This is a genomic window from Escherichia sp. E4385, from assembly GCF_963883145.1.
In the GTDB taxonomy this organism is placed as follows: domain Bacteria; phylum Pseudomonadota; class Gammaproteobacteria; order Enterobacterales; family Enterobacteriaceae; genus Escherichia.
This window is the reverse complement of sequence record NZ_CAWOOJ010000005.1, coordinates 12780-37347: the sequence shown is the minus strand read 5'-3', so window position 1 is coordinate 37347 and position 24568 is coordinate 12780. Positions and strand designations below refer to the sequence as shown.

General features: G+C 49.9%; 15 protein-coding genes and 4 pseudogenes. 1 reads left to right on the top strand and 18 read right to left on the bottom strand.

Annotated features, from left to right (window positions below; all coding sequences use genetic code 11):
- Nucleotides 1-32 precede the first annotated feature (32 nt).
- From AACS80_RS05920 to AACS80_RS05835, 18 genes and pseudogenes are all read right to left on the bottom strand, one after another.
- Nucleotides 33-199: pseudogene (locus AACS80_RS05920) on the bottom strand (type VI secretion system protein TssA); the annotation flags it as partial.
- A gap of 110 nt (nucleotides 200-309) precedes the next feature.
- Complete coding sequence (locus AACS80_RS05915) at nucleotides 310-3681, bottom strand: ImcF-related family protein (protein ID WP_135410992.1); 3372 nt, start codon at nucleotides 3679-3681, stop codon at nucleotides 310-312.
- Nucleotides 3674-4882, bottom strand: a complete 1209-nt coding sequence (locus AACS80_RS05910) for a hypothetical protein (protein ID WP_135410993.1) — start codon at nucleotides 4880-4882, stop codon at nucleotides 3674-3676. The genes AACS80_RS05915 and AACS80_RS05910 overlap by 8 nt, the downstream gene beginning before the upstream one ends.
- A gap of 2 nt (nucleotides 4883-4884) precedes the next feature.
- Nucleotides 4885-5148 (bottom strand): PAAR domain-containing protein, encoded by a 264-nt coding sequence (locus AACS80_RS05905; RefSeq protein ID WP_135410994.1) that lies wholly within the window; start codon nucleotides 5146-5148, stop codon nucleotides 4885-4887.
- Nucleotides 5149-5207: 59 nt separating this feature from the next.
- Nucleotides 5208-5609, bottom strand: coding sequence for a lysozyme inhibitor LprI family protein (locus AACS80_RS05900; protein ID WP_138183698.1), 402 nt, complete (start codon nucleotides 5607-5609; stop codon nucleotides 5208-5210).
- Nucleotides 5610-5727: 118 nt separating this feature from the next.
- Nucleotides 5728-6156 carry a hypothetical protein gene (locus AACS80_RS05895; protein WP_135410995.1) on the bottom strand — a complete coding sequence of 143 codons (429 nt, stop codon included), beginning with the start codon at nucleotides 6154-6156 and terminating at the stop codon, nucleotides 5728-5730.
- Between the two features lie 70 nt (nucleotides 6157-6226).
- Nucleotides 6227-6670: a hypothetical protein gene (locus tag AACS80_RS05890; RefSeq protein WP_135410996.1), complete on the bottom strand. Its 444-nt coding sequence runs from the start codon at nucleotides 6668-6670 to the stop codon at nucleotides 6227-6229.
- The gene (locus AACS80_RS05885) at nucleotides 6667-9345 is read right to left on the bottom strand and encodes a glycoside hydrolase family 24 protein (RefSeq protein ID WP_240730929.1); all 2679 of its coding nucleotides are present in this window, start codon (nucleotides 9343-9345) and stop codon (nucleotides 6667-6669) included. Before AACS80_RS05885 ends, AACS80_RS05890 begins: the two co-directional genes overlap by 4 nt.
- Nucleotides 9346-9358: 13 nt before the next feature.
- Nucleotides 9359-9898, bottom strand: coding sequence for a DUF3828 domain-containing protein (locus tag AACS80_RS05880; RefSeq protein WP_138183697.1), 540 nt, complete (start codon nucleotides 9896-9898; stop codon nucleotides 9359-9361).
- A gap of 9 nt (nucleotides 9899-9907) precedes the next feature.
- A complete protein-coding gene (locus tag AACS80_RS05875) occupies nucleotides 9908-12265 on the bottom strand; it encodes a type VI secretion system Vgr family protein (protein ID WP_135410997.1) in 2358 nt (785 codons plus the stop codon).
- A 71-nt stretch (nucleotides 12266-12336) separates the two neighbouring features.
- A pseudogene (locus AACS80_RS05870) lies at nucleotides 12337-12480 on the bottom strand (Clp protease N-terminal domain-containing protein); the annotation flags it as partial.
- A 160-nt stretch (nucleotides 12481-12640) separates the two neighbouring features.
- A pseudogene (locus tag AACS80_RS05865) lies at nucleotides 12641-12754 on the bottom strand (type VI secretion system tube protein Hcp); the annotation flags it as partial.
- Nucleotides 12755-12873: 119 nt separating this feature from the next.
- A complete protein-coding gene (locus tag AACS80_RS05860) occupies nucleotides 12874-14520 on the bottom strand; it encodes an OmpA family protein (protein ID WP_135410999.1) in 1647 nt (548 codons plus the stop codon).
- A complete protein-coding gene (tssL, locus tag AACS80_RS05855; RefSeq protein WP_135380928.1) occupies nucleotides 14520-15209 on the bottom strand; it encodes a type VI secretion system protein TssL, short form in 690 nt (229 codons plus the stop codon). Before tssL ends, AACS80_RS05860 begins: the two co-directional genes overlap by 1 nt.
- Nucleotides 15206-16555 (bottom strand): type VI secretion system baseplate subunit TssK, encoded by a 1350-nt coding sequence (gene tssK / locus AACS80_RS05850; RefSeq protein WP_135411000.1) that lies wholly within the window; start codon nucleotides 16553-16555, stop codon nucleotides 15206-15208. Before tssK ends, tssL begins: the two co-directional genes overlap by 4 nt.
- Before the next feature lie 53 nt (nucleotides 16556-16608).
- Nucleotides 16609-16875 (bottom strand): annotated as a pseudogene (locus AACS80_RS05845) (type VI secretion system contractile sheath small subunit); the annotation flags it as partial.
- A gap of 609 nt (nucleotides 16876-17484) precedes the next feature.
- On the bottom strand, nucleotides 17485-18132 hold the full coding sequence (locus tag AACS80_RS05840) for a hypothetical protein (protein WP_135411001.1): 648 nt from the start codon (nucleotides 18130-18132) through the stop codon (nucleotides 17485-17487).
- Nucleotides 18101-19672 (bottom strand): hypothetical protein, encoded by a 1572-nt coding sequence (locus AACS80_RS05835; RefSeq protein ID WP_138183695.1) that lies wholly within the window; start codon nucleotides 19670-19672, stop codon nucleotides 18101-18103. The genes AACS80_RS05840 and AACS80_RS05835 overlap by 32 nt, the downstream gene beginning before the upstream one ends.
- Nucleotides 19673-20074: 402 nt before the next feature.
- Between AACS80_RS05835 and AACS80_RS05830 the strand changes: the two genes are divergently transcribed.
- The gene (locus AACS80_RS05830) at nucleotides 20075-24529 is read left to right on the top strand and encodes an autotransporter outer membrane beta-barrel domain-containing protein (RefSeq protein ID WP_167852447.1); all 4455 of its coding nucleotides are present in this window, start codon (nucleotides 20075-20077) and stop codon (nucleotides 24527-24529) included.
- Nucleotides 24530-24568: the final 39 nt, after the last annotated feature.

Sequence of the window (24568 nt, the reverse complement as noted above, 5' to 3'; positions counted from 1 at the left end):
CATGGCATTCCTGAAAATTATTAAAGAGAATATTAGCCACAGAGCACCATGGCACTGGCCGGGTCAATGGCGATCAGACCCGCCAACGGGCTTTATCAGATTCACTGTGATCGGCTTTCATTCGTAGCAGCTTCAGGCGTCGGGCCAGGACTTCAAACAACAGCGCGAGCTCCGAGTCTTCCAGCGTCAGCACTGGCGAAACGTCATCTACCGCCATGGGGCAAGTGAATCGGTCCCCCACCACTTATCAACCTGATTGAATACACCTGAAGACCAGCCATCTACCTGTTTAGCAAAGGCCTGCGCAGGTTACTCAACGCCTTCAGTGCCAGCGGCAACGTTAAAAATGGACGCTGGCAGCGTAAATCCCTGTAGCTTCAGTAAGGCAAGCGGACCGTCGCCCAACTCGCTGCGTATGATGAACTTCAAAGGATTGCCATCGGCGGTGATCCACACCAGTTGTGTACGGCTGGCATCGAGTGGAGTGATCCGGGCTTTGTCCAGCAGGCGAATGAAGCCCCAGTTACCCTGGTTACTGGCGAAGAGTTGCATACCACTGTTTACACTACGCCAGATGAGCGACACACCTGGATAGTAAGTATTCCCCGGCCAGGTGAAGCTCTGCCAGCTTTCCATCTGATTGAAGTAATCCAGGTTCTGCTCATCGAGGGTAAGCTGCACTCTGGCAACATCCCGTGAAGGACGCGCCATCAGTTCGAAGTGAACACTCGCATCGCCCTGAGAGAACATGATATCTGACAGTTCCGCCAGCTGATTAATCGCCCGGAGAAAATCCGGACTAACAACCATCCCCTGACTTGCGGAAGGATCAACGACCCAGCGATTCCCTTCCTGGCGGAGGATCCCGCCGAGATTAGTTTTCAGGAAGGTAGTGATTCGACCCGAGTCGCTACGCAGGAACTGAGCCAGTAGCGGTAGGGAGGCATCGCTGCCAGTGGCTTTAAACGGGTACCGTCCCGCAAAGGCCTTATTCCACTGATCGACAATGGTTGTCTGCCAGCGAGCATTGAGGCTACCCGCAGCCGGGGCAACTACCTGCCGCCAGGCCAGATCAAGCGGTTGCACAAATAACGACTGGCCAAATCCATTCCACCCCTGCCCCAGACTCGCCGCAACCAGACTGCCGTAGTCGCGGGTATCGGTCAGATCGATGGCTTTGCCCTGGAATACTGTCTGGGCCAGCATCTGCGACATAGCCTGCGGATCCGGGGCGCTGGTGACTTGCTGAAGCTTCAGCCGCACCTGAGTTACGCGGGCCAGCCAGGACTGGAAACTGAGGTTACCGTTGGCACCGGTACCCTCTTTACCTTCCATAAGCCCCATCAGCGGTCCAAACACGCCATCAAGCGGACCTTTAGGGCCCTGTGCCTGTTCAATAAACTGTCTGGCATTTTTTTTCTGACCGATCAGCTTTTTCGCTGAGTCCACTATCGAATCAGCCAGAGCCTCACCTTTCTGCCCCGTTTTCCCCTGGTAGTTCAGCGTGTTCATCAGTGCCACTAGCGGGGACTGGCGGACATCACCGATCAGACTGAGCTGGGCAATCGCCTCATACAGTGACGTGGCTTCCTGCCACTGTATGCTGTTGACCATGTTGAGCCAGGCGTTACCAAAATCGGTGAAATAGCGTTCAGTCAAGCGGGCTTTCAGCGCCTCCGGGGAGATATCGCTCCCTGTCTGATGTGTCTTGTCCGACAGTACCCAGTCAATTTCATCGCGGCGGGTTTTCACGACCTCGTCAATCGCATCCTGTACCTGCTCTTCCCAGGCCTGACGCGTAAACATTCCCGGGACGACTTCGTCAGTGCTGAATACCGTTGAGGCATCGGTGTCGCCAGTCATATCCGCAAGCGTTAAATCAGGCCAGTTGCTGGCCACGCGCTTAAGCATCTCCTGATATAACCCGGACTCAGCGTTCCGCTGGCCAATTTGCTTAAGCAGAATTTGACGGACCGTGCTGATTAATTCAGCGTCAGGCTTAATTTTCCATTCCGGATGAGCCGGAAGGTTTTGCGCATAAAAACCCAGCAGTTTCGGTGCGATGTTCTGCCATGTGCCAGCCGGCACATTCTGGCGTTTCGGTAAGACTTTCAGCGCGTTTTTTGCCAGCCAGCCGGCGTCCGCTTTGTCCGGACGCGCCAGCATCAGATAACTTTTGAGTATGTCATATGTATGCTGTGTGCCCTGCGTACGGGCATCACTGGCAGGAGGTAGTTGCACAAAGGCATTCAGCTTCTGCCTGAGACTGTCTGCTGTAGCATCCCTCATCAGCTGTGCGTTATTTTTCGCATACAGCGGCCAGAGTGCAGCCAGCGTATCGCTGTCCTGATTAAGACCAAAGCGGGTGTACCATGGCGCGCCGGTCGTCTCACGATGTTGCAGACGGGCAATGGCCTGCTGGAGTACGAGCTGATTGTGCAGACGTTCAGCCAGTGGTTTTGCAGTATCCGCTGCCTGTCTTGCCGTTTCCTGCGCCTGAAAAATCTGGGTACGGTTAACGCTCAGAGACAGCAGTGTAGCGGCTCCCCACAGGACAATCAGGGAAAGCAGAATTAACCGCATCATCTTCAGCCAGTCGAAGCCCAGCTTCCTGCCGCTGACGGCATCACAGTCATCAATGACGGCTTTCCAGGTCAGTGTGTCGGGGCGTGTGTTTGGGACCGAACCGACAACGGCCACTTCAGGACTGAACATGACCCCTCGTAAACGAAAGGCCGCAGATCCCTGCATCAGCCCGCCGAGCAAAACATCCAGACTGGCTTTCAGCTCCTGCCGCAGTCGGAGGGATAACTGAAGCAGGCCGAAATCAGCCGGATTATTCAGTATCTGTGCCATACCTGCTTTTTGCAGATGCAGTGCCAGTGTAGAAAACCCTTCACCCGCGCCTTTCACGGTGCCGTCAGGCCCGAATATGACCCCTGTCGCAGCCGTTTCCGCGCCCTGCTGAGCATCGGTGGCGTTGTCAGTCAGCCACAGCCATACAGGCACCTGCCAGCCCAACTGATGGTCGGCTTTCTGACGGTAACGCAGGAGGGCATCCCGTTCGCCATCCGTCGGGAGTGCTGAAATACTCATCACCTGAATGATGCCATCAACCGGTTGCCCGGATCGCAGGCGCTTCAGTTTTGAAAGGAAGATCTCATCCGGGAGTGACTGCGTGTCACCGCCATAAATCAGCACATTGCCGTCGCCTTCCTGCCAGAGGTCATTACACAGGCCCGGGGCAGCTTTGTGGACGTCGTCCTGGTTGCCCATCACCAGAAGGAGTCGCACTTTATGCTTCCAGCGACGTCCATAGCGAAAGCGCAGGTGTTCGGATACAGCGTCTTCGCTGAAGACCGGTTCATCGTCGTCTTCTTCACCGGGAATGGTGTTCATTACCGGAGTGACGCTCTCCGCCTTTTTCCGTCCCCACTGGAAATACAATCCAGATTTACCGGCGAAGTCGAAAGCCTTCTCCGTCAGCCAGCCGAGTAAAAACAACGTGGCAACCAGTATGGCGCAGAATGTGAGTATGCGCTGACCGTCATACGGACCGAAGCCGGTGGCCGAGGCTACATTTTCAGGAAAGGCATAAAACAAAAATGCCACGATGGCTGTCAGGAAAAAGGCGACAGTTACAACGGAGCCGATGAGTGTTTTTACTTTTACCTTAGACATTCTTGGGCGATTCCTTGCGAACTTCTTCTTTGGTGATGACGGCGACCCAGATGTCGTCCTTGTCAGCGGCGGGTTGGGCGGCGATAACCTGCGGGCCGTGTTGTTCAACGTCAGCATTGGCAAGCGTGATGGCAAGCCATGGAGCAGCATGGCCCGTGTATCCCAGAATTGAATCGATACTGAAGTTGTCCTCTGAAAGGCTAAATTCCACCCCGCTCAGCTCGCAGGCATTATTCCAGCCGCTTCCAGAGGTCAATGTTGGACCGGAGATCCAGCTTCCTTTGAGTTCATTGGGCCGGGTCTTCGCCCAGAGAAGCGCCCGGGTGAGTGTCTTTGTGAGCGTTGTTTCTGCTCCCCTTTCGGGACGATGGAGTCGGAGTGCATCCGGCCAGGCGTGGGCTTTACGGTTGCTCAATACCACCATCGAGACGGCATCTGCGTCATCTTCCCGGGGAGATGCCGGTAACGACAGCGTGATGGCAACCAGAATGCCCGGATTGTCCCATCGCTTGTCCAGCCAGGCATCAAATGCGCTCAGCCCTTTTCCGGACATCAGGCGAAAAATCCTGCCGGTCTTGAGTGATAGATCGGCTTTAAGCTGCTCTTCAATCAAGGGGTACAGGTCGTTATCACAATCCAGCACCAGCCAGCATGGCAGTTCTGACGGAAGCGGCTGAACGATCCCTTCTACACGCGCGGTCAGTTTAGTCACCGCTGCTGTCATGGCCTTTGTTAAATCTGCCTGGTATTCTGTTAATGCTGCGTATCTGACCGGTTTGTCGCATCCTCTTGGGCGGGAGAAGTCGATAGCGGGTGCTGCGACTTTCATTGCCTCAAGCAGCTCATCGGTTTTGTTTCCCGCCGGGGCCTGAATGTATGTACCGAGGATCCAGGCGCAGCGCTGACCGCGAAGAATTTCACTGTCAATAAGAGCTTCACGGTCGACATTACGCGACTCAGCTCCGACCTGCTCTGCTTTATAGGCAACCCTGCGTAAACCGAAAATAAGCCCCCATGTGCAAAATGGAAGGCCCAGAGCGGTGAACCAGAAGACAAATCCGGTTCGCTCTGATGTCCAGCACCATAATGTGAGCGCTATCCCTCCCAGCATGATAAATGCCATGAACAGCAGCCAGAGGCGGGTATCGGGACGCGCTATCTTTGGGGCCTTTTCAGGGATGGCATCCAGCCAGACAGGCATAATCAGGCAACCTTTGCTGCGGCAAATGAACTGATCAACGTACAACCACAGGCGCATTTGTGACCGTGAAACGCAACCGGGATACCATGATCAAGGTAATCAGGGTTGCCTTCTACGATGATTGTAAGGCCATGTCCCAGAACCGGGCATGACACTTTGTCGCCTTTTCGGGCAACACCGATCCCACCGAATTTCATCGTTTCGGAAGCGGTCTGTACCGAGCCGCCATGAGTAGTTTTATCGCCTTTACGGATAATCTGGAGCATTAATAAAAACCTATATCGTTTAATAATTATTAGATTAGAGTAACTAGCCGTAACAATAATTACTCCTGAATCTGTTCCAGCAAGTCATTTAACTCATTCACTCTTGAAATATTCATGTCCATACGGCAGACACTATACATAGGTGTGCCGATTATAAACCCTTGAACGTCACACCAATTTTCACGTAAAGTAATCCAGTTTTTTTGTGACACCTCGAATTTACGAGTAATGTCAGGAGTTTCACGTATCTGAATGATTTTGTATATTTTCTGATAAACTATATTCATGTCTTTCTTAGCTGCGTCTGAAGCCAGATCGGCACACCCCATTACAACTGAGTTATTTATATTTTGACTTCCTTTACGACAATCTGTTTCAATTTTAGTATAGTCGGTGAGTGTGGCATTTGTAAAACAAGGGATTAACAGAAGCAAAACTAATGCTTTGTTTTTAACTTTCATTTTTTTCTCTTAAAGATTCTGGTGACAGTACAGATGAATAAATTCAACCAACAGCGCCGTGTTTTATTATTAAATAAATTCACACTGGACTCAGTAGCGTATGTCTGGCTTTAATTGTTTATTCTGAATCATACTCTTCCCCATTCCAGTGCAAAGTATATTTAAGCCCACAAAAGATAACTTTCAATCCCTTGTGAATTTCTTTTGATATTCCAATTGATTTGCACATATATGGTGCGTCAATTGATTCTCCACCATGCATTGTTATTTGAAAAGTTAAAGCAGGAGAGTGGTCGAGATCAGACATACAATCTGCCTGAACACAGGTTCCTGGTGGCATTGAACTAACAAATGTATACTCGATGATATCATTTTTACCGTCGCAATTTAAGTCAGTAATCACGCGACCTGTTTGTCCGTCGACAAAACCAGATTTCATGAGGTTACTTGCAGTTACCAGAATATCAACATCTTTGCCTTGAGAACATTGAGCATATGTTGTCGATGCCATTAAAACTAAAGCTGTCAAAGAGAGTTTTATTTCCATTTTCATTATTTCCCTATGAATACAATAAATATTCTTTACTAAATCCTTTCCCAACATGACAATTATTAGTCTAATAAAGATCGGGAATAATATCCTGCATAGGTTCCAAATCTAGCATGGTAGATTTCTCATTAATTTCTTTCCCTGAAAGGTTAAATGTCTTAAACGTTTCACCACATGAATTACAGCCACCTGCGCCGGATAAAATGATTCTATCACTTTTACATGTGGCCCCGTAGAAAACGAAATTCATCATTTTTATTTTTTCGCCTTTAATGTTAATACGTTCCACAAAACCTGTAGACTCTGATAGGTCATGGTTTTCCTTACCAAGGATGAATATTTGTTTGCTGCAAATTGGTATGGCAAGTTTATCCTGGTCACCATTGAGATTATTTACACTACAAAATGATTCGATACTGTATTGAATACCACTGCAAGAAGACTTGAAAACAGTAGGAGTGTTTGCATTACAAAACACTGGAATTAGTAACAGGAAAATGAATTTTTTCATAGGTACTCTGGGTAATTATCTTCAATAAATTTTACTATTTTTTCTGTGGTGACATGTAAACTTGTTTTATCTTTTTTTTCTTCAGCTAAGTAGAGTTCATTTTTTTCCATAATCATTTTTTTATTTGCAGTTGGTTGACCATGCGGTGAACCGGGTAAACTGGCCCACTCAATACGACATAAATGTATGGCTTCGCTAATCTTACCCTGCATTACTACATCTAATGCTTTTCGACCTGCAATGAGCGCTATACAACCGAGATCTTGATTGCTCGGACTGAAATCTGGAAATGAATATCTACGTTGCAAATTTCTCCATGTTCCGTATAAAAATTGATAAGCTCCAGCAGCAGTCGAAACAACACCATTAGCTTCATGTCTGATATTGGGGTGTTTACTAAAATCTGTAAATTTTGCACCAGTAAACATCGTTCTGTATCCGTCTTCCTGAATTGTCCCCTCACCGATGCGGATCATTCGTAGAAATGCACGTAAACGAAGTATTCTAATATCTTCATTAGGTTGAATTAGGGAGGCTAAAAACATTATTGGATGCATATGCCACAACGAAGGGCCCAGTTTCTCCGTGGTCACATCCTGCATCCAGGCCATCTTGTCCAAGAAATCCTCACTGTATTTCTTCCATTCCGGAGCATCTTTTTTCAGCGCATTCAGAAATGGTTGCCAGATTGCATCGCCCTTTTTGAAGTACCAGTCGCTGGGATGTTTTACTATTGTTTTCTGAATAACGTCACGATAGTCGGGATTGTGAAGTGCTCTCCAGTACTCCATCGGAGAGTAACGGTCGCTTCCACTATCAATTTTATCCAGCAGGCGCTGATAATTATGCTTAACTAGGGCATGACTGGTTCGCGTATCACCGGTCGCAGCCTCGTAGAGCGAGTTGATAAGGCTGCGGAAGAATCCAGTGGGCTGGTTTTTTCCATCCAGGTAATCAAAGCTGGCAGGCTCTGCGGTTTCAGTTCTGAAACCCAACTTTGCCAAATCATACTGTGACAACAGTTGTGGCTCCGCCTGGCCTTTGGGCACATAGGCATTTTCCGGCCGTAGCTGCCAGTATTTTTGCTTTGTTGAGCTATCAGTTTCAGTTGTGATCTTGCTCAACGGTAGAATGCCTGTCCGCGTTGTTGACGTCGCCCCCTTTGTGAAGGTGCCTTTCGCTACGTCTTTTGTGTACAGAGCAAGGCCAGGAGAATACTTCAACCAGAGCGGGCTTTTCTCCCCCACTTGTTCTGGATTGGTCAGGAATTTTTCCAGGTTATCGTCCATGCTGGTACATTCAATATGCACCTGATATCTCGCCTCATATCCCCCGTCCTTTGGTGCCTGATAGTAGCCCATGTGGCCAATCGGGTCACCGGCCTTAATAGCCAATGGAGAACTGAGACTTACTGTTTTATCGAATACCATGGCTTCCTTTGCGGGAGGAAGCAAGTGTCGCCACCAGTCGGGCCCGGCCCCCGGCGCTGACTTAACATTGTTGTTATCCACAACAATCCAGTAGCGCTGGCCGGGTGTGAGGGTACTGCTGGTTTTTTCTGGTAACCCCTTTAGCGTCACAAGACCGTATTTTCTCTTGTTACTTCCTGTGGCGTTAAGATTGCTGTCTGCCGGGTCCCACTCCACTCTGGCCCCTTCAGGCATGTGCCCTGCAATTTGTGGAGAAGTTTTATCTGAAGTCAGTTTCGCCGTCAGCCAGTCCATTTCAGAATATGCTTTTAGAGTATCCTGAATAACCCACTGATTTTCTGCTTCAGCCTCATAAGCTGAATACGGCGCAAGATGCATATACAGAGTATAGAAATGCAGTCCGCTGATTTCTTCCTCACCCGGCTGGATATAGTGTTTCACCAGAACAAATGAGCCGGAAAAGTTCAGCGGACCGGATTCCCATGCAATCGTCAGATAATCCCTGCAGATGCGGTAAGCAATCACTTCTCCGTCAGCCATGCATCGAATTGCCTGCTCACCTTTAAAGGGAACCGGGAAATCCACTGCTTCAAGAGGAGACTTGCCACTAAGCGCACACCACGGGGTCGTTGCTTCGGTGATATGGAGCCCGCCATGCCACATGCCACTGCGGCCAATCATATACTGCCCGGTGGATTCCCCCCCGACATGAGAGAGGATCTCTTCCTGATTTTTGAACTCACTTCCCCGACTGTTGGAAGGGAGCGGCCAGACAATTTTGACAGGTTGTTTTTTCCCGCCAACATTACTGTCAGAAGCAGAATCGTCAGTGAAACGATAAAGAATATATGCGGGTTTTATATCTCGATATTTCTTTCCAGGATAAAACCCTCTGAGTTGAATGAAATCCGAAACCCAGTTAGTTCCATTGAATAAAGCAATGTGACCATGAGGATGTCCAGCAACAGGTTGAATTACAACAATATCACCTGCTTGCTGTCCGGGTATGATTGCTGTATCTGTGAGACCAGAACCTGTATAAGAATAAACAGATTTAAAACCTGCAGCCTCTAAAGATGGGCCGTAATCACAAGCTGATGCGGAGTTTCCAATCCTTGGTGGTGGGATCTTTATTTTTACGCCACCTGCTTCAACTGCCCTTCTGACATATGCAGCGCATTTCCCAAGACTTCCTGGCTCAGCATGGCTATTTATGTAACTAACTGATGCACTACTATTCCACATGAATTCAGCCTTTTTATTCCGTTACACTGATGATTTTCCAGTCAGCATTTATTTTTTTAAGGTAAACTTTAAGTGTATTTTTAGGTTCAGGACCATTCCCCAGAACAACTTCAATGACAGATTTACTTTCATCTTTCATAATAGTGCTGGTTTTTATATTCAACTTCCAGGAGGGATATATATCCTGAGACTTCGTAAAATAATCTACGTCAGACTCAATCCATACTCCGCCCCAGTTACAAATGTAATTCCCTTTATGATTTTTACATTCGCGTTCCTGTGAGCATATTTTTTTTAATTCTGATGCTGATATCGAATCATCAGAGTCGTAATTACATATCGCAGAATCGGCAATACTATTTAATAACTGATCAGAAACATATTTTTTGACCAGTATGTCATTATCTTCAGCGTCATTCTTAAGATACTCAGAGTAAAAGTCATGTACAATATCTTCAGGTGTTATTGATTCAGCAGCAAACACTAAATGCGAACAAGCAATCAGGAATGCAGAAATAAAAACATAAAATAAGTTGTGAGTTAATGATTTCATTTTCACCCCTCAATCATTAAATGACTTACTGCTGATTTTGCTTTCCTGAGTGATATCCGTCAGGCTGAAATTGGGTGTTTCGTTGGGAAGATTTGCGCCCGAGCCTGGTACCAGATAGTTCGATGTTTTCATAATGAACTCACCAGATGAACCATGCTCAATCCCGTTCTTACTCAGCCTCAGGTAAGACCCGCCACCGTTCAGCGTCAGCGTTTCCGGGGTGCTGATAATAATTTCGTCTTTACTGCTGGTCACCGTCAGCTGCTTTTCAGAAAACAGGGCCATCGTGTTGTGTTGAGCCTGAATCTCGATGTCTCCCTGGTTGGCAACCAGCTTCGCCCCTTCTTTATGGACAAACAGACCAAGGGCTTTTTCCACCGTTACCGACAGATTTTTCATCGCCCCGATATCAAGATGTTGACCGGCATTGATCATGGTATTGCGGGTACTGCTGAGCTGAAGATGTTCACCTGAGGTAAACGCCACCCCCTGCGGAGCGCTACCCAGCAGGACCGCAGACTGGAGGTCCCTGATTTTGTCGGTCACAAAACTAATCTGAGTATTGATATCAGAGACCAGGGCTCCAGCGGCTTCAGCGGCGCTGTTCAGCGCCTGCATCTGGCTGTTGGCCTGGTTAATCTGACTTATCGCAGGTGCCATTTCCAGTACCGGTCCCTGGGCTTTGGCCTGGGCATCAGCCGTCAGGAACAGCCCTTTTGCCGCACGTACAGCACCATGTTCATCCGTTCGCAGTTCAAAACCGGCACCACGCTTTTCACGCTGGCTGTTGACCAGGTGTCCCAGGTTCAGTTGCGTTTTGCCATATTCCGTCGCGAGCTTGATATGCTCTTCCTGGCGCTTATCCTCCATCCGCAACTTATTGTTCGCAGGAGTGCGCCACACGTTTCGCGTATGGTTGTCACTGGTGACAGGATCCGGATGTTCTGAGTCGTGCAGGGCATAGGCGATGTAGGGCCGATCCGGATCCCCGTTATCAAAAATGATGGCTACTTCCGTTCCGTCGATAAGCGGTGAGTGGAAGCCGTACGTATCACCGGCATACGGTTTAGCCAGCCGTAGCCACACACAGGCATAACCCTGTTCAAGACTGTTACGGTCAAAGTCCAGTTTCACCCGGTAGCGCCCTTCCGGGTCGAGCCAGGAACAGGTGTCACCTTTCTGTGTGCTTTCCACCCGGGCCGGAAGCGAGCCGGATATCACCGGGCGATTGAGCAGCGCCGGACGGTAGCAAACGGATTCGCTATACGGGATGCCTTCAAAGGTCAGGGTAAAGCTACTTTTACGTGAACCACTGGTGCGCACCGTGGTGATGACGATGCCTTCTTTTACGGTATCGGGAAGCGTTCCGTTAGTTTCCAGTACCTGACCCGGAGCCAGATGAGGACTGGAGGAATGCCCGCTGACGCGATACTGCGCGTTCAGAATGCGTTCGTGACGCAGACGGGCAAAGTATGCCCCGGTCTCCGGGCTTTCAGAGTCACCTGCTGTCAGGAAGGGTTCAGCATAATGGTACGTTTCTCCGGTGGTGATCCCTTCTTTGCTGAAAATGCTCTCGATACTGTCCTGAGGTTGTAGCGCTTCACGGTAGTTGTAGTCCCGGGTGGCCACACTTCCGCTAACCACGTTATATGCGGTCTGAATATCCCAGATGCTCTCCTGCCCGCTGTCACTCATCCCGGCCTGGTTGCGAAACGGTAGCGTGACACCAAACTCATACTGCTGCTGGCTGTCCTGGAAAATCACCACGTCCTGTTCAAGACGGCTGTCCATTTCATAGCGCCAGTAAATGCCCACTTCTGCCAGCAGACGCTGGATAAACTCAAGGTCGGTTTCCCGCCACTGGGTGATGAGCTCCCGGGAGGGGTATTCGCGGGAGAGCCGGAACTCAAAATCAGGCCCTTCCAGACCGTGTTTACGCAATACCTGTTCAACCACTTCAGTGACTGACTGATTGAGGTAGATCTCGCTCCCTTTCGTATAGTCCAGAAGGGCAATACGGGGAACGATCGTCAGCGCGTAATGGGTCTCATCATTCGAGGTGGACACGCGGCGAAAGGACTCAACTACGCCAAATACCGTCCTGACCGGCAGGGCCGGAGTTCCGTCAAATACGGGTGTCTGGAAAGTGAATGAAGCGGGCTTCAGCAGTAACGAGTCACAGGCAATATCCGCAGAAGAGCAGGTGACCGCCACGTTATAGCGCCAGGGCTGGCTGAGTGATTCAACGGCGTTGTAACGTAACACATCCAGGAAATGGTCGCATTCATGCACTTCAACCCGGTACCGTGATTGCCCTAAAAGCTGATGTACCAGGCTGGTAGCCTTGTTTAAGAGGGAACTGCTCATGACGGCTCTCCTTCTGCCTGTACATCAAACGCCAGCATAATGCCCTCTCCATCATCCCAGGTCAGTGGTAGCCCCTGCTCCAGCAGTTTCAGCAGCCAGTGCTCAGGCGTGATTTCTGTATGCGCACGGGTCTGACATAAAAAAGCCGCCCCCTCCAGTGCTCTGGCGCAATAAGGGGTAAGTCGTCGTAGCAGGAGTGCTGAATGATGTTCCATGTCGTTCCCTCTTGTTCAGGCACGCTACCGCCCCTGGCCGTCAACCGATGCCTATAAGGTTCATGCCGATAAATTGTGAGACTGCTCTGCAAAGCGCCCGTCTGACAGGCGCTGTGCGGAGCAAAAAAAGGCGGGCAGAAAGGATCTGCCCGCCAGAGTCTTATGCTGTGGTGCGTTCGTTCCAGGAATCGGAATGAATGATGTTGCCGTCTTTGTAGGCCCAGGTGATTTTTTCGTAGCGTAGCTCGACCTGCTCAAGGTGGTTATACTTCTCGAAGGAGGCATCCTTGATGTCAGCGCCGCCATCGTCTTTCAGCCACAGATAAACTGGGATTGCCATGTTTACTTCTCCATTTCTTTAGTTGAAACGTCACGTACATCCTGTGACGTGTGTTACGCGCCAGGCAGACGACAGGCGTCAGCCTGGGGTACCAGACTGATCTCGACACGGCGGTTATGCGCACGGCCATCAGGCGTGTCGTTTGATGCAACCGGTCGGCTGTCACCGTAACCCTGCACGTCAATGCAACTTTCCGGTACGTCCCAGGTATCACGCATCCAGTCACGAACGGCCTCCGCTCGTTGTAAAGACAGGGTCTGGTTGAGCTGAACGCTGCCGGTATTGTCTGTGTGGCCACTGACCACGATGAGCCAGCCTGGTCTGGCTTTGATCCCCGCCAGTGCATTGACGAGTATTTTGGTAGAGCCGTCTTTGAGTGCCGATTTGCCGGAATCAAACAGCGACATGCCGTCGAGACGAACAATTTTCGGTACTGGTTTTGGTTTAGATGCTGGTTTTTGTTTAGGTGTTGGTGGTGGAGTCCAGGTATCGATAGCCTGTTGCAAGGCCAGCCACAGGCGTAGCCCCGGGTAATAGCCCAGGCTGTAACGCAAAGGCTCTCCCTGACGCTGCCAGCGTTCAAGCAGGAGCGCATCCTGCTTCAGGGCGACCAGTGATTCTGCTTTAGGGCGATAGTGGTTCATCGGGATTGCATTCCAGCGCTGCAAATCGGTGCTCACCTGACAGATCAGGTCACGGTTATTGAGCGCAGAAATACCCAATGCGGTCAGAGCACACACCCACATCAGCAGGACCAGGCGACGGGTACGGTGCCCCCCCTGCACCGTTGATGCAAAAGGTGCCAGCAGCGGCAGAACCGCATCCGGAAATAAACTTACCGGATCTGTCTGCCCAGGCTTTCGGGAAAACTGCAAACAGGTGCGGGAATATAGCCAGTCGGCCCAGACTGACTGGGTTTCGGGAAGGACGGTACCGAGGCGCAGTGCCACGGAAAACGCTCGTTCAGGCGGAGTTAACCGATCAGGTTTCTCAAGCTCATCAGTCAGGGTTTTACGGATAAATGAAAATGCCTGACTGATCACGGGTAGCGCCGTAATATTGTCATTAGCCTGCAACCAGTCGATGAAAGCCTGCGGCGAATCATTTACCGGACATACAATCGGCTTGTCACCACGAACGATTATCCACGGAGTCTCAGGTCCGGAGAATTCGGCACTCACCACAACCGGTAGAGTGAAACCCGTCAGAGTTTTGATTTGTTTACTCTGCTGGCGGAGCGTCTTTAATGTGGAGCGCAGAACAGCTTCATCCTGATGATGGTCTGGCAGGCAACGGTACATAACCGAAAGCTGACCGACCTGGCGTGGGAACTGCGTCTGTATGCTGCGGACAACATCCGTTAACCGGCTGACGTCATCGGCCCGGAGCCACCAACCCTGAGCTGTTTTACGCAGAGGACTCCCCTGAAACAGCGCACCCAGCCCGTCACCGCATACCAGTACAACGGGGCCCTGGGTGTCGAGTAGTGGCAGGTCTGCAGCTGAAACAGAGGTGTCGGATACCGACTGCTCCCGGCTGCAGTTATTAAAAACAGTCCAGTCTGCCAGCAGGAGGATCAGCACCGTGGTCAGGCCTTTAAACACGTTCCCTGTTGGGATGAAATACCAGAGCAACCACAGCAATGTGGCAACAGCTGCAAAGGTGTGCAGGGCAACCGGAATAATGACTGATCTACGCATTAGTTACGTAGCTCCGGTATTTGTGCTGACAAGAGTGCCTGGAGCCACAGATGACCGCCCCACCAGATAACACCGGTAAGGATGATGGCAAGCGCTATCCAGAACCAGACTGAACGCATCAGACTCCAGCGATGTTTCCCCATCCGGTGAACAATCAGAGACAGGCCTGCATCAGGCGGAGAGCATCGCTCAGACAGAGCTTTGACGACTTCATCCCGCTGCGACTGACTGACTGCCTTCAGTCCATACACTCCCTGAAAACCCAGGGCAATTACCCGGTGATAACACGTCAAAACGGCCGGGTTCGGTGAGGGCTGACGCAGGACCTCTGCAATGCTATCCCACAGAGCCTCACCTGCTCGAAGTGATCCGAAAAATCGTGCCTGAAGCGGGACTTTACGCCATGCCACCTGGCCCTCATCAACTTTCGGCTCTTCTCCTTCCTCGCACTTTTCAGGCTTACGGCTCATCACCGCCTCGTCCAGCAAGGCACATTGTGCGTAGGAAATATGCCCGACACTGTCCTCGTCATAACCGGCACGCTCCAGCGCTTCCCGCACACTTTCAACCTGTTTAACGCACTTGTCGTAAAGCGCACTACCATTGAGCGTGACGGCGCCTTTCTTCAGCATGGTGACGGTGAGCCAGGTCTCTGTCATCAGCTGGTCGATATCGATATCCTGTTTCATGAGCGCAATACCGCAAACAGTTCAAGTTCCAGTGCGCCAAGCATTTCAGGCACGTAGAACATACACACGCCCTGCTCCTGCATTTCATGCGCAGCGGGGCTTTCCATATCAAGCGCGAAGTACTGGTTTTCCATGCGTACAGGCAAAGCCGCCGGGACCCTGCTGACAGGGATCAGAGGGATCCCCTTGAGTGCAACACCATAGATCTCATTGACGTCATCAGGTGAACCCGCCTGACAAAGTGCCGGGAATTTATCGGCAACCTGCCAGGTCGGTATGTCTGAGCGAACAGAGAGGTAGAGGTCCGCCTCTTCGCGCAGACGAATATCATGAAGGTTTGCTTTCCAGGTTTGGCCGTCCGGACGGGACATTTCCAGAGCAATGACCCGGGATGGCAGACTTGCCTCAAGTAACCCCGAGATCAGGTCAAACAGCGGAGGAAACGTATTGGCGGGATCCTCGTGGTCATACCCCGGTATGGCGTCGAGATCATGGTCCAGGGAAAAGGTCAGCATGCTTCCAGCCAGGCGAGCAAGCTCAGCCCACACCTGTTCAGGCGGACGGGAAGGAAAACGTTCGTATTCCGTCAGCACCCTGGCGTGGGAATTTAGCGCATTCAGCAACCAGAAAAGGGAAACATCGGCGACGGCAAAATCGGCAAGTCTCTCGTTGCTCTCACGACGCATTGTCATCAGACGCTGGCGTCGGGAACGTAACTGGCGATTTAACAGCGCCAGACGTTCGCGAAGAACCGGGCTTGCCGAAAATGACGCAACGGGAGGAATGAAAGACGGGTCCAGTAGCCACGCATTATGTCCGTCCCGGATTAGCCTTGCTACAGGGCAGACTTTCCAGGAATCATTACTTTCATGGGCAAACCGGATGGAGAAATTGAACCGGGCAACTGCCATTGATTCTTCTTCAGACCCAAATGCATCCGGCAACGTCACCCATTCTTCGCGATAGCGAAGCGGTCGATCCGGGAAGATGCCTTCCTGCTCAACGTTGGCAACACCCGGCTGCATATGAGGCAGTGCGATAACGACAGTTACTGCATCAAGACCTGCCAGCTGACTGGCATCTAACTCACGTGGCGCCGGAGGCAGATCGCTTCTTTGCGCATCAATCAGCGTTCCATCTTCCAGCCAGAGACGTAACTGCGTAATCTGGATCAGACCCGATGAAAGAAGACTGTCGTTAAACTCAATCTTTTCCACACCCCAGGGGAATGCAGATGCCAGTGCGGTTGCACCGGCGCTGCGAAAAGACTCCCATTCTGCCTGCTGCTGGAACTGCTGAGGGGACAGTAAAGCCCCCTCGTTCCACAATGGACGATAAATTTTCATCTCTGCGCCTGCCTTATGCTTTTGCTTTCGGCATCTGAGATACCCGCGACAGATTGACGTCCATACCCTCTCAGGGTGTTCGCAACATCAATACTGACCTCTGGGTTAAGCTCGGATAGAACGCTATTAAAGTTGTGTTTTGAAATAGTTAACTTGCTGCGTTCAGAAAGCGGGAGAGTTTCTTTGCCGTTACTGAAATTTCCCACCGCGAGAAGTTTTAAGGGCAACTCTACTTTCTTTTGGGCAGAACCCGTGTTCAGGTCAGGCTGGATGTTGACGCGTGCTTTTGGCACTTCATTCTGGAAGCTGGAATCTGCCATATCATTCCCTTTGTTGGGCAGTGGTGATAGTTATCACGAGGTATCTTTACAAAGCGATGATAGAACGTTTTGCTAAAAAATATCAACTTCGCAGATCAAAAATCTATGATTAGAATTTTATTAAGAATTTTCATCTGTTATGTAACAGGGCGCATCTCTAAGTATTGGGGTAAAGGTTTTTTTGTTCACTGCTTATGTCGTCATTTACAGGGGGATTAACTATAAGTAGGTGCCTTGGCGGTTGAATGTTTCGTATGTGATCTTTTATTGGTTAAGATCAATGCAATGAGTGTGATGGCTGCCTGGTGCGGATGCGTGCCTTTGCACTGATAACTCACTGTAACAGTTACATTTTTTGTTACATGTCGTTGTGATAAAAATCCGAAAGCGGACTTATAGGAAAAACATTGTAAGTAATGGAGGGTATTTCGTTTTAAAAACAATCTGATTTGTATGACGTTGAATAAGTTACGGGTTAGCTACGCCAATCAGTGATGATGAAATGGCGGAAACAGAAATCTGAACCTGGATCTTGATATATTGTGTAATGGTTCATGCTAATGTCACACGTGATAATACCCAGCCAGAAAGGCTGGGTATTTCCGATGACTATGGATACATATCAATGAACACTTCACGCAGATAAGAGTATTCCTGCTTATTCTGGCAATAGTATTCCACTCTCAGCGTACTCTGATCCACGCCCTGCGGCGGCGTGTCACAGCCCGCCAGATCATCTGAGGAAATAATATCTGTTAGATAGCCCTGGTTTATATCGGCTTCTGTCACGGTATGAAGCTGATTTAATTTCAACAGCGGGTTACTGTTTTCCATTTCCTGCGTCTGCTTATTCCACGCGTGCAGATATGCCGTGGCCATTATCTGATCGCCCGCCACCAGGTGTTTTTGCCCGCCGGATAACGGAATACGGTATTCCAGCCCCTGAAAACCGATCTCATTGCGCCCGAGCAGGACGTCATCTTCATCAATTACCGCGCCGTCTTTACAGACAAATTCCGGCGCCCGGTATGTCCGCTTCACCCCTTCCGGCACGGCGGGCTGCTCCTGTGGAATTTCAAATTTGATATCCTGCAGACGAAGGTAATTCACCCCCTTGTGCAGATAAGCGTTTTCGACAAGACAGGCATGGATGTAATAGGTCTTTCCGGCCTCGAAATTAGACTCGGTAAAATACAGGGCGATATCGGGCGCGCCACCATCGGCTTTAAGCGGGATCTGCATTTTTCCCAGTAACATCAGCGGGGCGTGCCTGAGGATTCTGTCCTTCCGTCACGCTGACAGCTGGCATCTTCGCGGCCCCCCAGGCGCTGTTAATAAAAAAGTTCGCGGTGCTAATCATCGTCCCGACACCGTAAATCCCGGCGCTGAATGCGGTAAGCAGCGTGCGGTTTTCCCGGGGTTGCACGTTAATGACAGCGCTCCCCTGGTCGTCCAGCATGATGTAAAAATAATCTCCGCTGATTTCGTCTACCGCACAGCGGGCAATTTCACTGAACGAGGCGTCGCTGATGATGGCGTCTTCGGTAATGCGGGTCACGAGGGGATAAAAACAGGCCTGGGTGTTGCTCAGCCCCGGTACAGTCAGCCGCCAGGTCATGGTGGGGCGTGAGGATAATGGTCGCGAGTCATCATTGCTGTAATCAATTAACGCGGGCGTATCGGCAACAAAAGTGACCTCAACATCGATATCGGCATCCCAGGCCACATTCCAGTTCACCGTTTCAGAGGCCACCGGAACTCCGGTATTATCAAGGCAGCAAGAAACCGTCCACGACAACCGATCACCTTTCATCAGGCTGTCATCCACGGTCAGTAAACAGCCGCCATATAAGGTATTGCCGTCCTGCCACCAGGAGATTTCAGGAGGATAAAAATTCCCCCGGTTTAATTTAAAGGGACTTCCCGTTCCGGAAAAATGTTCACCGGCTTTCAGTTGATACTGAAAAGTGGCATAAACCGTCTGTCCGGGAAAGATATTACTGTTGTTTTGCGGGCTGATATGCAGTTGTCGGGATGAATTGGCTTCGCGGATACGCAGTGGGGAGAACATATAACCAACATAAGTTGTATATGCCCAAACCTCTCTGTTGGCAATTTCTTCTTCTGTAAAGGGCATCGTGGCCCGATTATTTTCATCGATACCAACAACAATAACATCATCCCTGAGTTGTGGCATTTCCATTTCCAGTTCCCCACTAAAACAAAAACATACGACACGGCCACAGAATTTATTTATTCCGGGGATCAACATGACCGTGTCGGTTAAATCATGGAAATCACCTGTGTTATTGACAACGATGTCTAATTCTTTATTTGAACATAATTCAGATATAAATGGAATTTCAACGACGAGATCGGTACTTACATCATCAAGATAAACGGTAAGAGTTATACTTTGCACGTAAGGTACGGTTGTTATTGTTCTCAGAGATTTTGCGTTATCCAGAAAGATATAAGGTAAAACCCCAAATAAAAATTCTCCATTTTGATCTGTTTCTGCATTATAGAAACCATAACTATCCGGTTGTAATTTTTTTGCATCACCCTCATAGGATGTTATTAGTATTGGGTCGTAATCAAGTAAGGCCCAATCATTTTTGGTGATTACATTAACATGATATTTAAATGGGCTTTTTTTTACTGGATTATTTTCAAGGTTGCTTCCGTCTGTTGAATAGATGGTTGCAGATTCTGGGCCTTTCCGTTGACTGATAGTCATTGTCAGTCCATCTTTCTCTATCTTTTGGTATGTAGTATTAATTACATAAAGTGACATTGTTATATCCTGTTTTTGTTTTATTCATTATTAATACATGGTAAGGAACTATAAAATAATAGTTCGTACTCCGTCTGTTCCTGCTTGCCGTTATAACACCGGTTAATGGCGTGGGTAATTAATAGCGCACCGTTATTAAAATGACTACTTATAAATAAATTATATTCTTATAGTGATGTCGGAGGGCGTTTTTTGTTTATCCAACAGTTGCTATCGATGATTTTACTATTCCGTGTCACTGAGTTCTCATTTTTCAGTCATGTCTGGCATCTTCAGGTATTTATCCCTGCAAATAAGAATATTGCTCCTTTTATTTATAAAATAAATCTGTAGTCCTTAAGTAAAATGCTATAGAAATAATGTACCAGATGGAGATGTTCATATAATTAAAGGATGAGTAACATGAACAACGTATTCCGTGTTGTCCGGAACGAATCTACTGGCGTCTGGGTTGCGGTATCTGAGTTTGCAAAGAGCCGGGGAAAACGATCCGGACGTCGTGTGCAGGCTGGCTCTGCGATGATGCTGGTTGTTTTCGTATTGACACTGAACTGTGTTACATCGTCGCTCGCCGCAACAGTGTCGATCCTGCCGGGAGAGAGTGTCTATCTGTCACAAATCTATGGCACAGGCGCAAATCAGACAACGCGTTTAGCTGATCTTATTTTTAATGGTACCAGCTCTTCACCGGCAACGCTTATTGTTGACCGCAATACGCCACTGGGGACAGACAGTTGGTTGTTTAATGCCACCGGTAATGCCGTTAACTTAATTAGTCTGAGTGGAACTCGAAGAGCAGTGATTAAGCTGCTGGACGGTATTGATATGACAATAAGCAACTCCACAGGGGGAGCTGTTTATAATTCCGGGACTGCTTCGGGAATTGTGTATGAACTCGGCAATGGCAGTCAGCTCCGTTTTGTCGATAACCGTGCCAATAATGGCTATCGTGGCCTTATCATCTCAAATTCAGATGTGCTTTTCCGTGGTGCGAACGGTACTGTTGTTTTTGACAATAACAGCGCCTACTCCTATGACCCCGCGATAGATACCACTAACGCCAACATTATATTTGAAGGCAACGTCACGCTGACCAATAATGTCAATCACGCTATTGCCGGCGGCGTTATTCGGTTACATGACTCGGGCAATTTGATTTTTAGTGGTACAGATGCCTCCATTATTATCGGTAATAACAGTGCAATAAGTTCGGGCGGCGGACTATTTTCTGACGGAAGTGTGCAGCTTTATGGTAACGCTGATATCTATGGTAACCGGGCTGTCAGGGATACTGCGGGAGCTATCGTTGCACAGACCGGACTGGTGATGGAGACGAACGGTATCAATGGCATGAAAGTGCATGGAAACTATTCCAATGGCCAGTATGCAGGCGCTATTCTTATCGGCAACAGCGCGAATTTTACCGGCACGAGTCTGCTACATGCGAAAAATAGCGATATTCAGTTCTATAATAATTTCACCGGAGTCGGAAATCTCTTAACGCCCAATATGACATATGCGGTTGCCAATGCGATTAATATCCGCCAGCCGAATGGTGTGTTGAATATTGCTGCTGACGCTGGGCGTCAGATTCTGTTTCGTGATCCGATAACCAGTTTCAACTCCACTGGCGTGGCAATAAATGTCATTGTTGGAATTAATACCACCAACGGCAGCGATGCTACCGATGGGAAAGTGACTTTTAGTGGCGAAGATTTCACGCCCGGTTCTCAAAATACACAATCGCGGATTTATGCCAATACCACCGTTTATGGTGGCGTACTGGAGCTTAAAGATAATGCTCAGTATGGCATAAACACCAGCAGCACGCGGTTTACATTGCGGGACGGTGCCACTTTATTGTCAACCAGTACGGCGGCGAATACCGTGAATGTGCTTTCATCCGGCACCATGAATTTTGCCGATGGTTCGCTGATTAAGAGCAATGGCGACAGCAAATTGAATCTGAATGCCGGTAGTCGGCTGATTGGTACTGCAGCAGGTGACACGGTAACGATTGAAACCGACGGAGCCGATCAACTGACACTCGGCGGAGTCCTGTCCGGCCCTGGTAAGCTGGAAAAGATTGGTGCGGGGACCTTATCTACGGCTAACGCCAATCAGTTCCTCAACACAGGTGGATTCAATGTCAAAGAAGGGACACTGGACGCGCAGAACATGGCGCAGAGTTTCAGTTCGCTGGATATCCAGCATGACGCGTTGATGACGATGGGCAACAGCGGCGCAAACCTGTCGATCACCGATCGCGCCATGATTGCCGGTACGCTGGAAAACGTCCAGACGCTGAACAAATCAGGCAGTGGAGAGCTGCAGATTGCTAATTCTGTAGGCGCTAACCGGTTGGATATGTCTGGCGGTACGCTGAAAGTTGATTCCGGTGAAACGCTGACTGTCGCTGCGGACGCAAATTTTGGCAGCGGTGTAACAGCGCAGGTTGATATTGCCAGTGACCCGGCACTAAGTGCCGATACTCTCCAGCTTACCGGGAATAATACGCTGGATATCTCCGGCTATGCCCCCGTTACCGATGAGAATCAGTATACCCTTATCCGCACCCGGAACGGGATTAGCGGCGATTTCAGCTATACCGTCGCAGGACAGGCTTTGCAGGATTATGTCGATACAGACCATTTTCTGATCGGATGGGCGAAGAAAGATGACGACAGCAAAAATGTTATTGCGCAGTTTGGTCTGGTCTGGTTAAACACCGAAGACTCCAGTGCTCACGGTACGTTCAACGTAACGGACAGTCACAGCTTTACCCTGGGAGACGCGCTGCAAGATAATCTGAACTCCACCGCGTATGGTTTCGGCTGGGACGGCAAAAGCCTCAGCAAAACAGGTGGCGGTACGCTGATATTCTCCGCCATCAACAGCTATACCGGTAGCACGACTGTTAATGAAGGCACACTGCGGACCGATATCGCCGACACACTGAACAGCAGCAGCGATATTATCGTCAACGGTGGTGTACTCGATCTGAACGGCAACAATCAGCAGGCTAACCGCCTGAGCGGCAGCGGTGGCATTCTGATGCTCAACGGCGCATCGCTGACCGCCGTTAACGCCACGGACAGTGATAATTCGCGTTTTGACGGTGACATCATCGATGGCAATGTGGCTGGCGGCCGCTTCATCAAGAACGGCGATGGCAGCCTGACGCTGGCGGGACAGACGGCCTGGACTACAGATACGGAACTGAACGCGGGTGAGCTTGTCCTTGATGGCGGCAACGGTGGCGCACAACTGACCAGCAATATTATTGGTAATAACGGCAGCCGACTGACTCTACAAAACGGCGCACAACTGACCGGGTGGATCGACCCGGCGAATGTCGACATTGATGCTGTCAGCCGCTGGAGTATGACTGCTGATTCTTTGGTTGACCATCTGAGCAGTGCCGGGACGATCGCGATTTCCACACCGACCGATAATGATTTCAAAACCCTGACCGTGGCAGGCAACTACACTGGCAACGACGGCCTGATTGTGATGAATTCGGAACTGAGGGGCGACGATTCTCAAACCGACAAACTCATCGTTCACGGCGACACGGTCGGTAACACCCGCCTTGCAGTGAATCATGTCGGCGGTAGCGGAGCGCAGACCATTAATGGTATTGAACTGGTCCATGTCGATGGCAACTCTTCCGGTCACTTCGCCCTGACCACTGGCACTGTGGAAGCTGGTGCTTATGTCTATACATTGGCGAAAGGCACTGACAGTGCGGCGCAAAACTGGTATCTCACCAGTAAGTGGAAAGGTCCCGTTTTACCTGTTCGACCCGTTCTACCCGTTGTACCGGAGGCTCCGGTCAAACCACCGGTAGTGGATCCGACGGCACCAGACGCGCTGCGCCCGGAAGCGGGTAGCTATATCAGCAATATTGCAACCGCCAACACGCTGTTTAACCACCGTCTGCACGATCGTCTTGGTGAACCGCACTACACCGATGCGCTGCAAGAGGACGGACTGGCAGCCAGCATGTGGATGCGCCATGTCGGCGGTCATGAACGCTCTGTTGCCGGTGACGGTCAGTTGAAAACGCAGAGCAACCGTTATGTGCTGCAACTGGGTGGGGATATCACACAGTGGAGTACCGACGGCACCGACCGCTGGCATTTGGGGGTGATGGGAGGTTATGCAAACGCGCGCAGCAATACCCGCAGCGACCGCGCCGGTTACGGCTCTGACGGGCGTATCAATGGTTACAGCGCCGGGCTGTACGGCACCTGGAACCAGAATGAGGCGGATAAAATCGGGGTGTATGTCGATAGCTGGATGTTGTACAACTGGTTTGATAACAGTGTGGCAGCAGATAACCGCGCCAGCGACAGTTACAGTTCGAAAGGACTGACTGCCTCACTGGAAGCGGGTTATACCCTGAAAGCCGGAGAGTTTTCCGGCAGTCGGAGCACGCTGAACACCTGGTATATCCAGCCGCAGGCGCAGGTTACCTGGATGGGCGTGAAGGACAATGCGCACAACCGAAACGACGGGACCCGTATTGAAACCCAGGGCGACGGTAACATCCAGACGCGCCTGGGTGTGAGAACTTACCTGAACAGTCACCACAAAATGGATGAGAGTAAGCAGCGTGAGTTCCAGCCATTTGTGGAAGTAAACTGGATCCACAATACCGAAACCTTTGGCGTGAAGATGGATGGCGTAAGCATCAGTCGTGACGGCGTGCGTAATCTGGGCGAAATCCGTACCGGGGTGGAAGGCAAAGTGAATGCTAACCTGAGCATCTGGGGCAACGTTGGTGTACAAACAGGTGACAAAGGCTATAGTGACACTCAGGGAATGTTGGGGGTTAAGTACAGTTGGCGCTAACATTGCCTGATGCGCTACGCTTATCAGGCCTACATATAA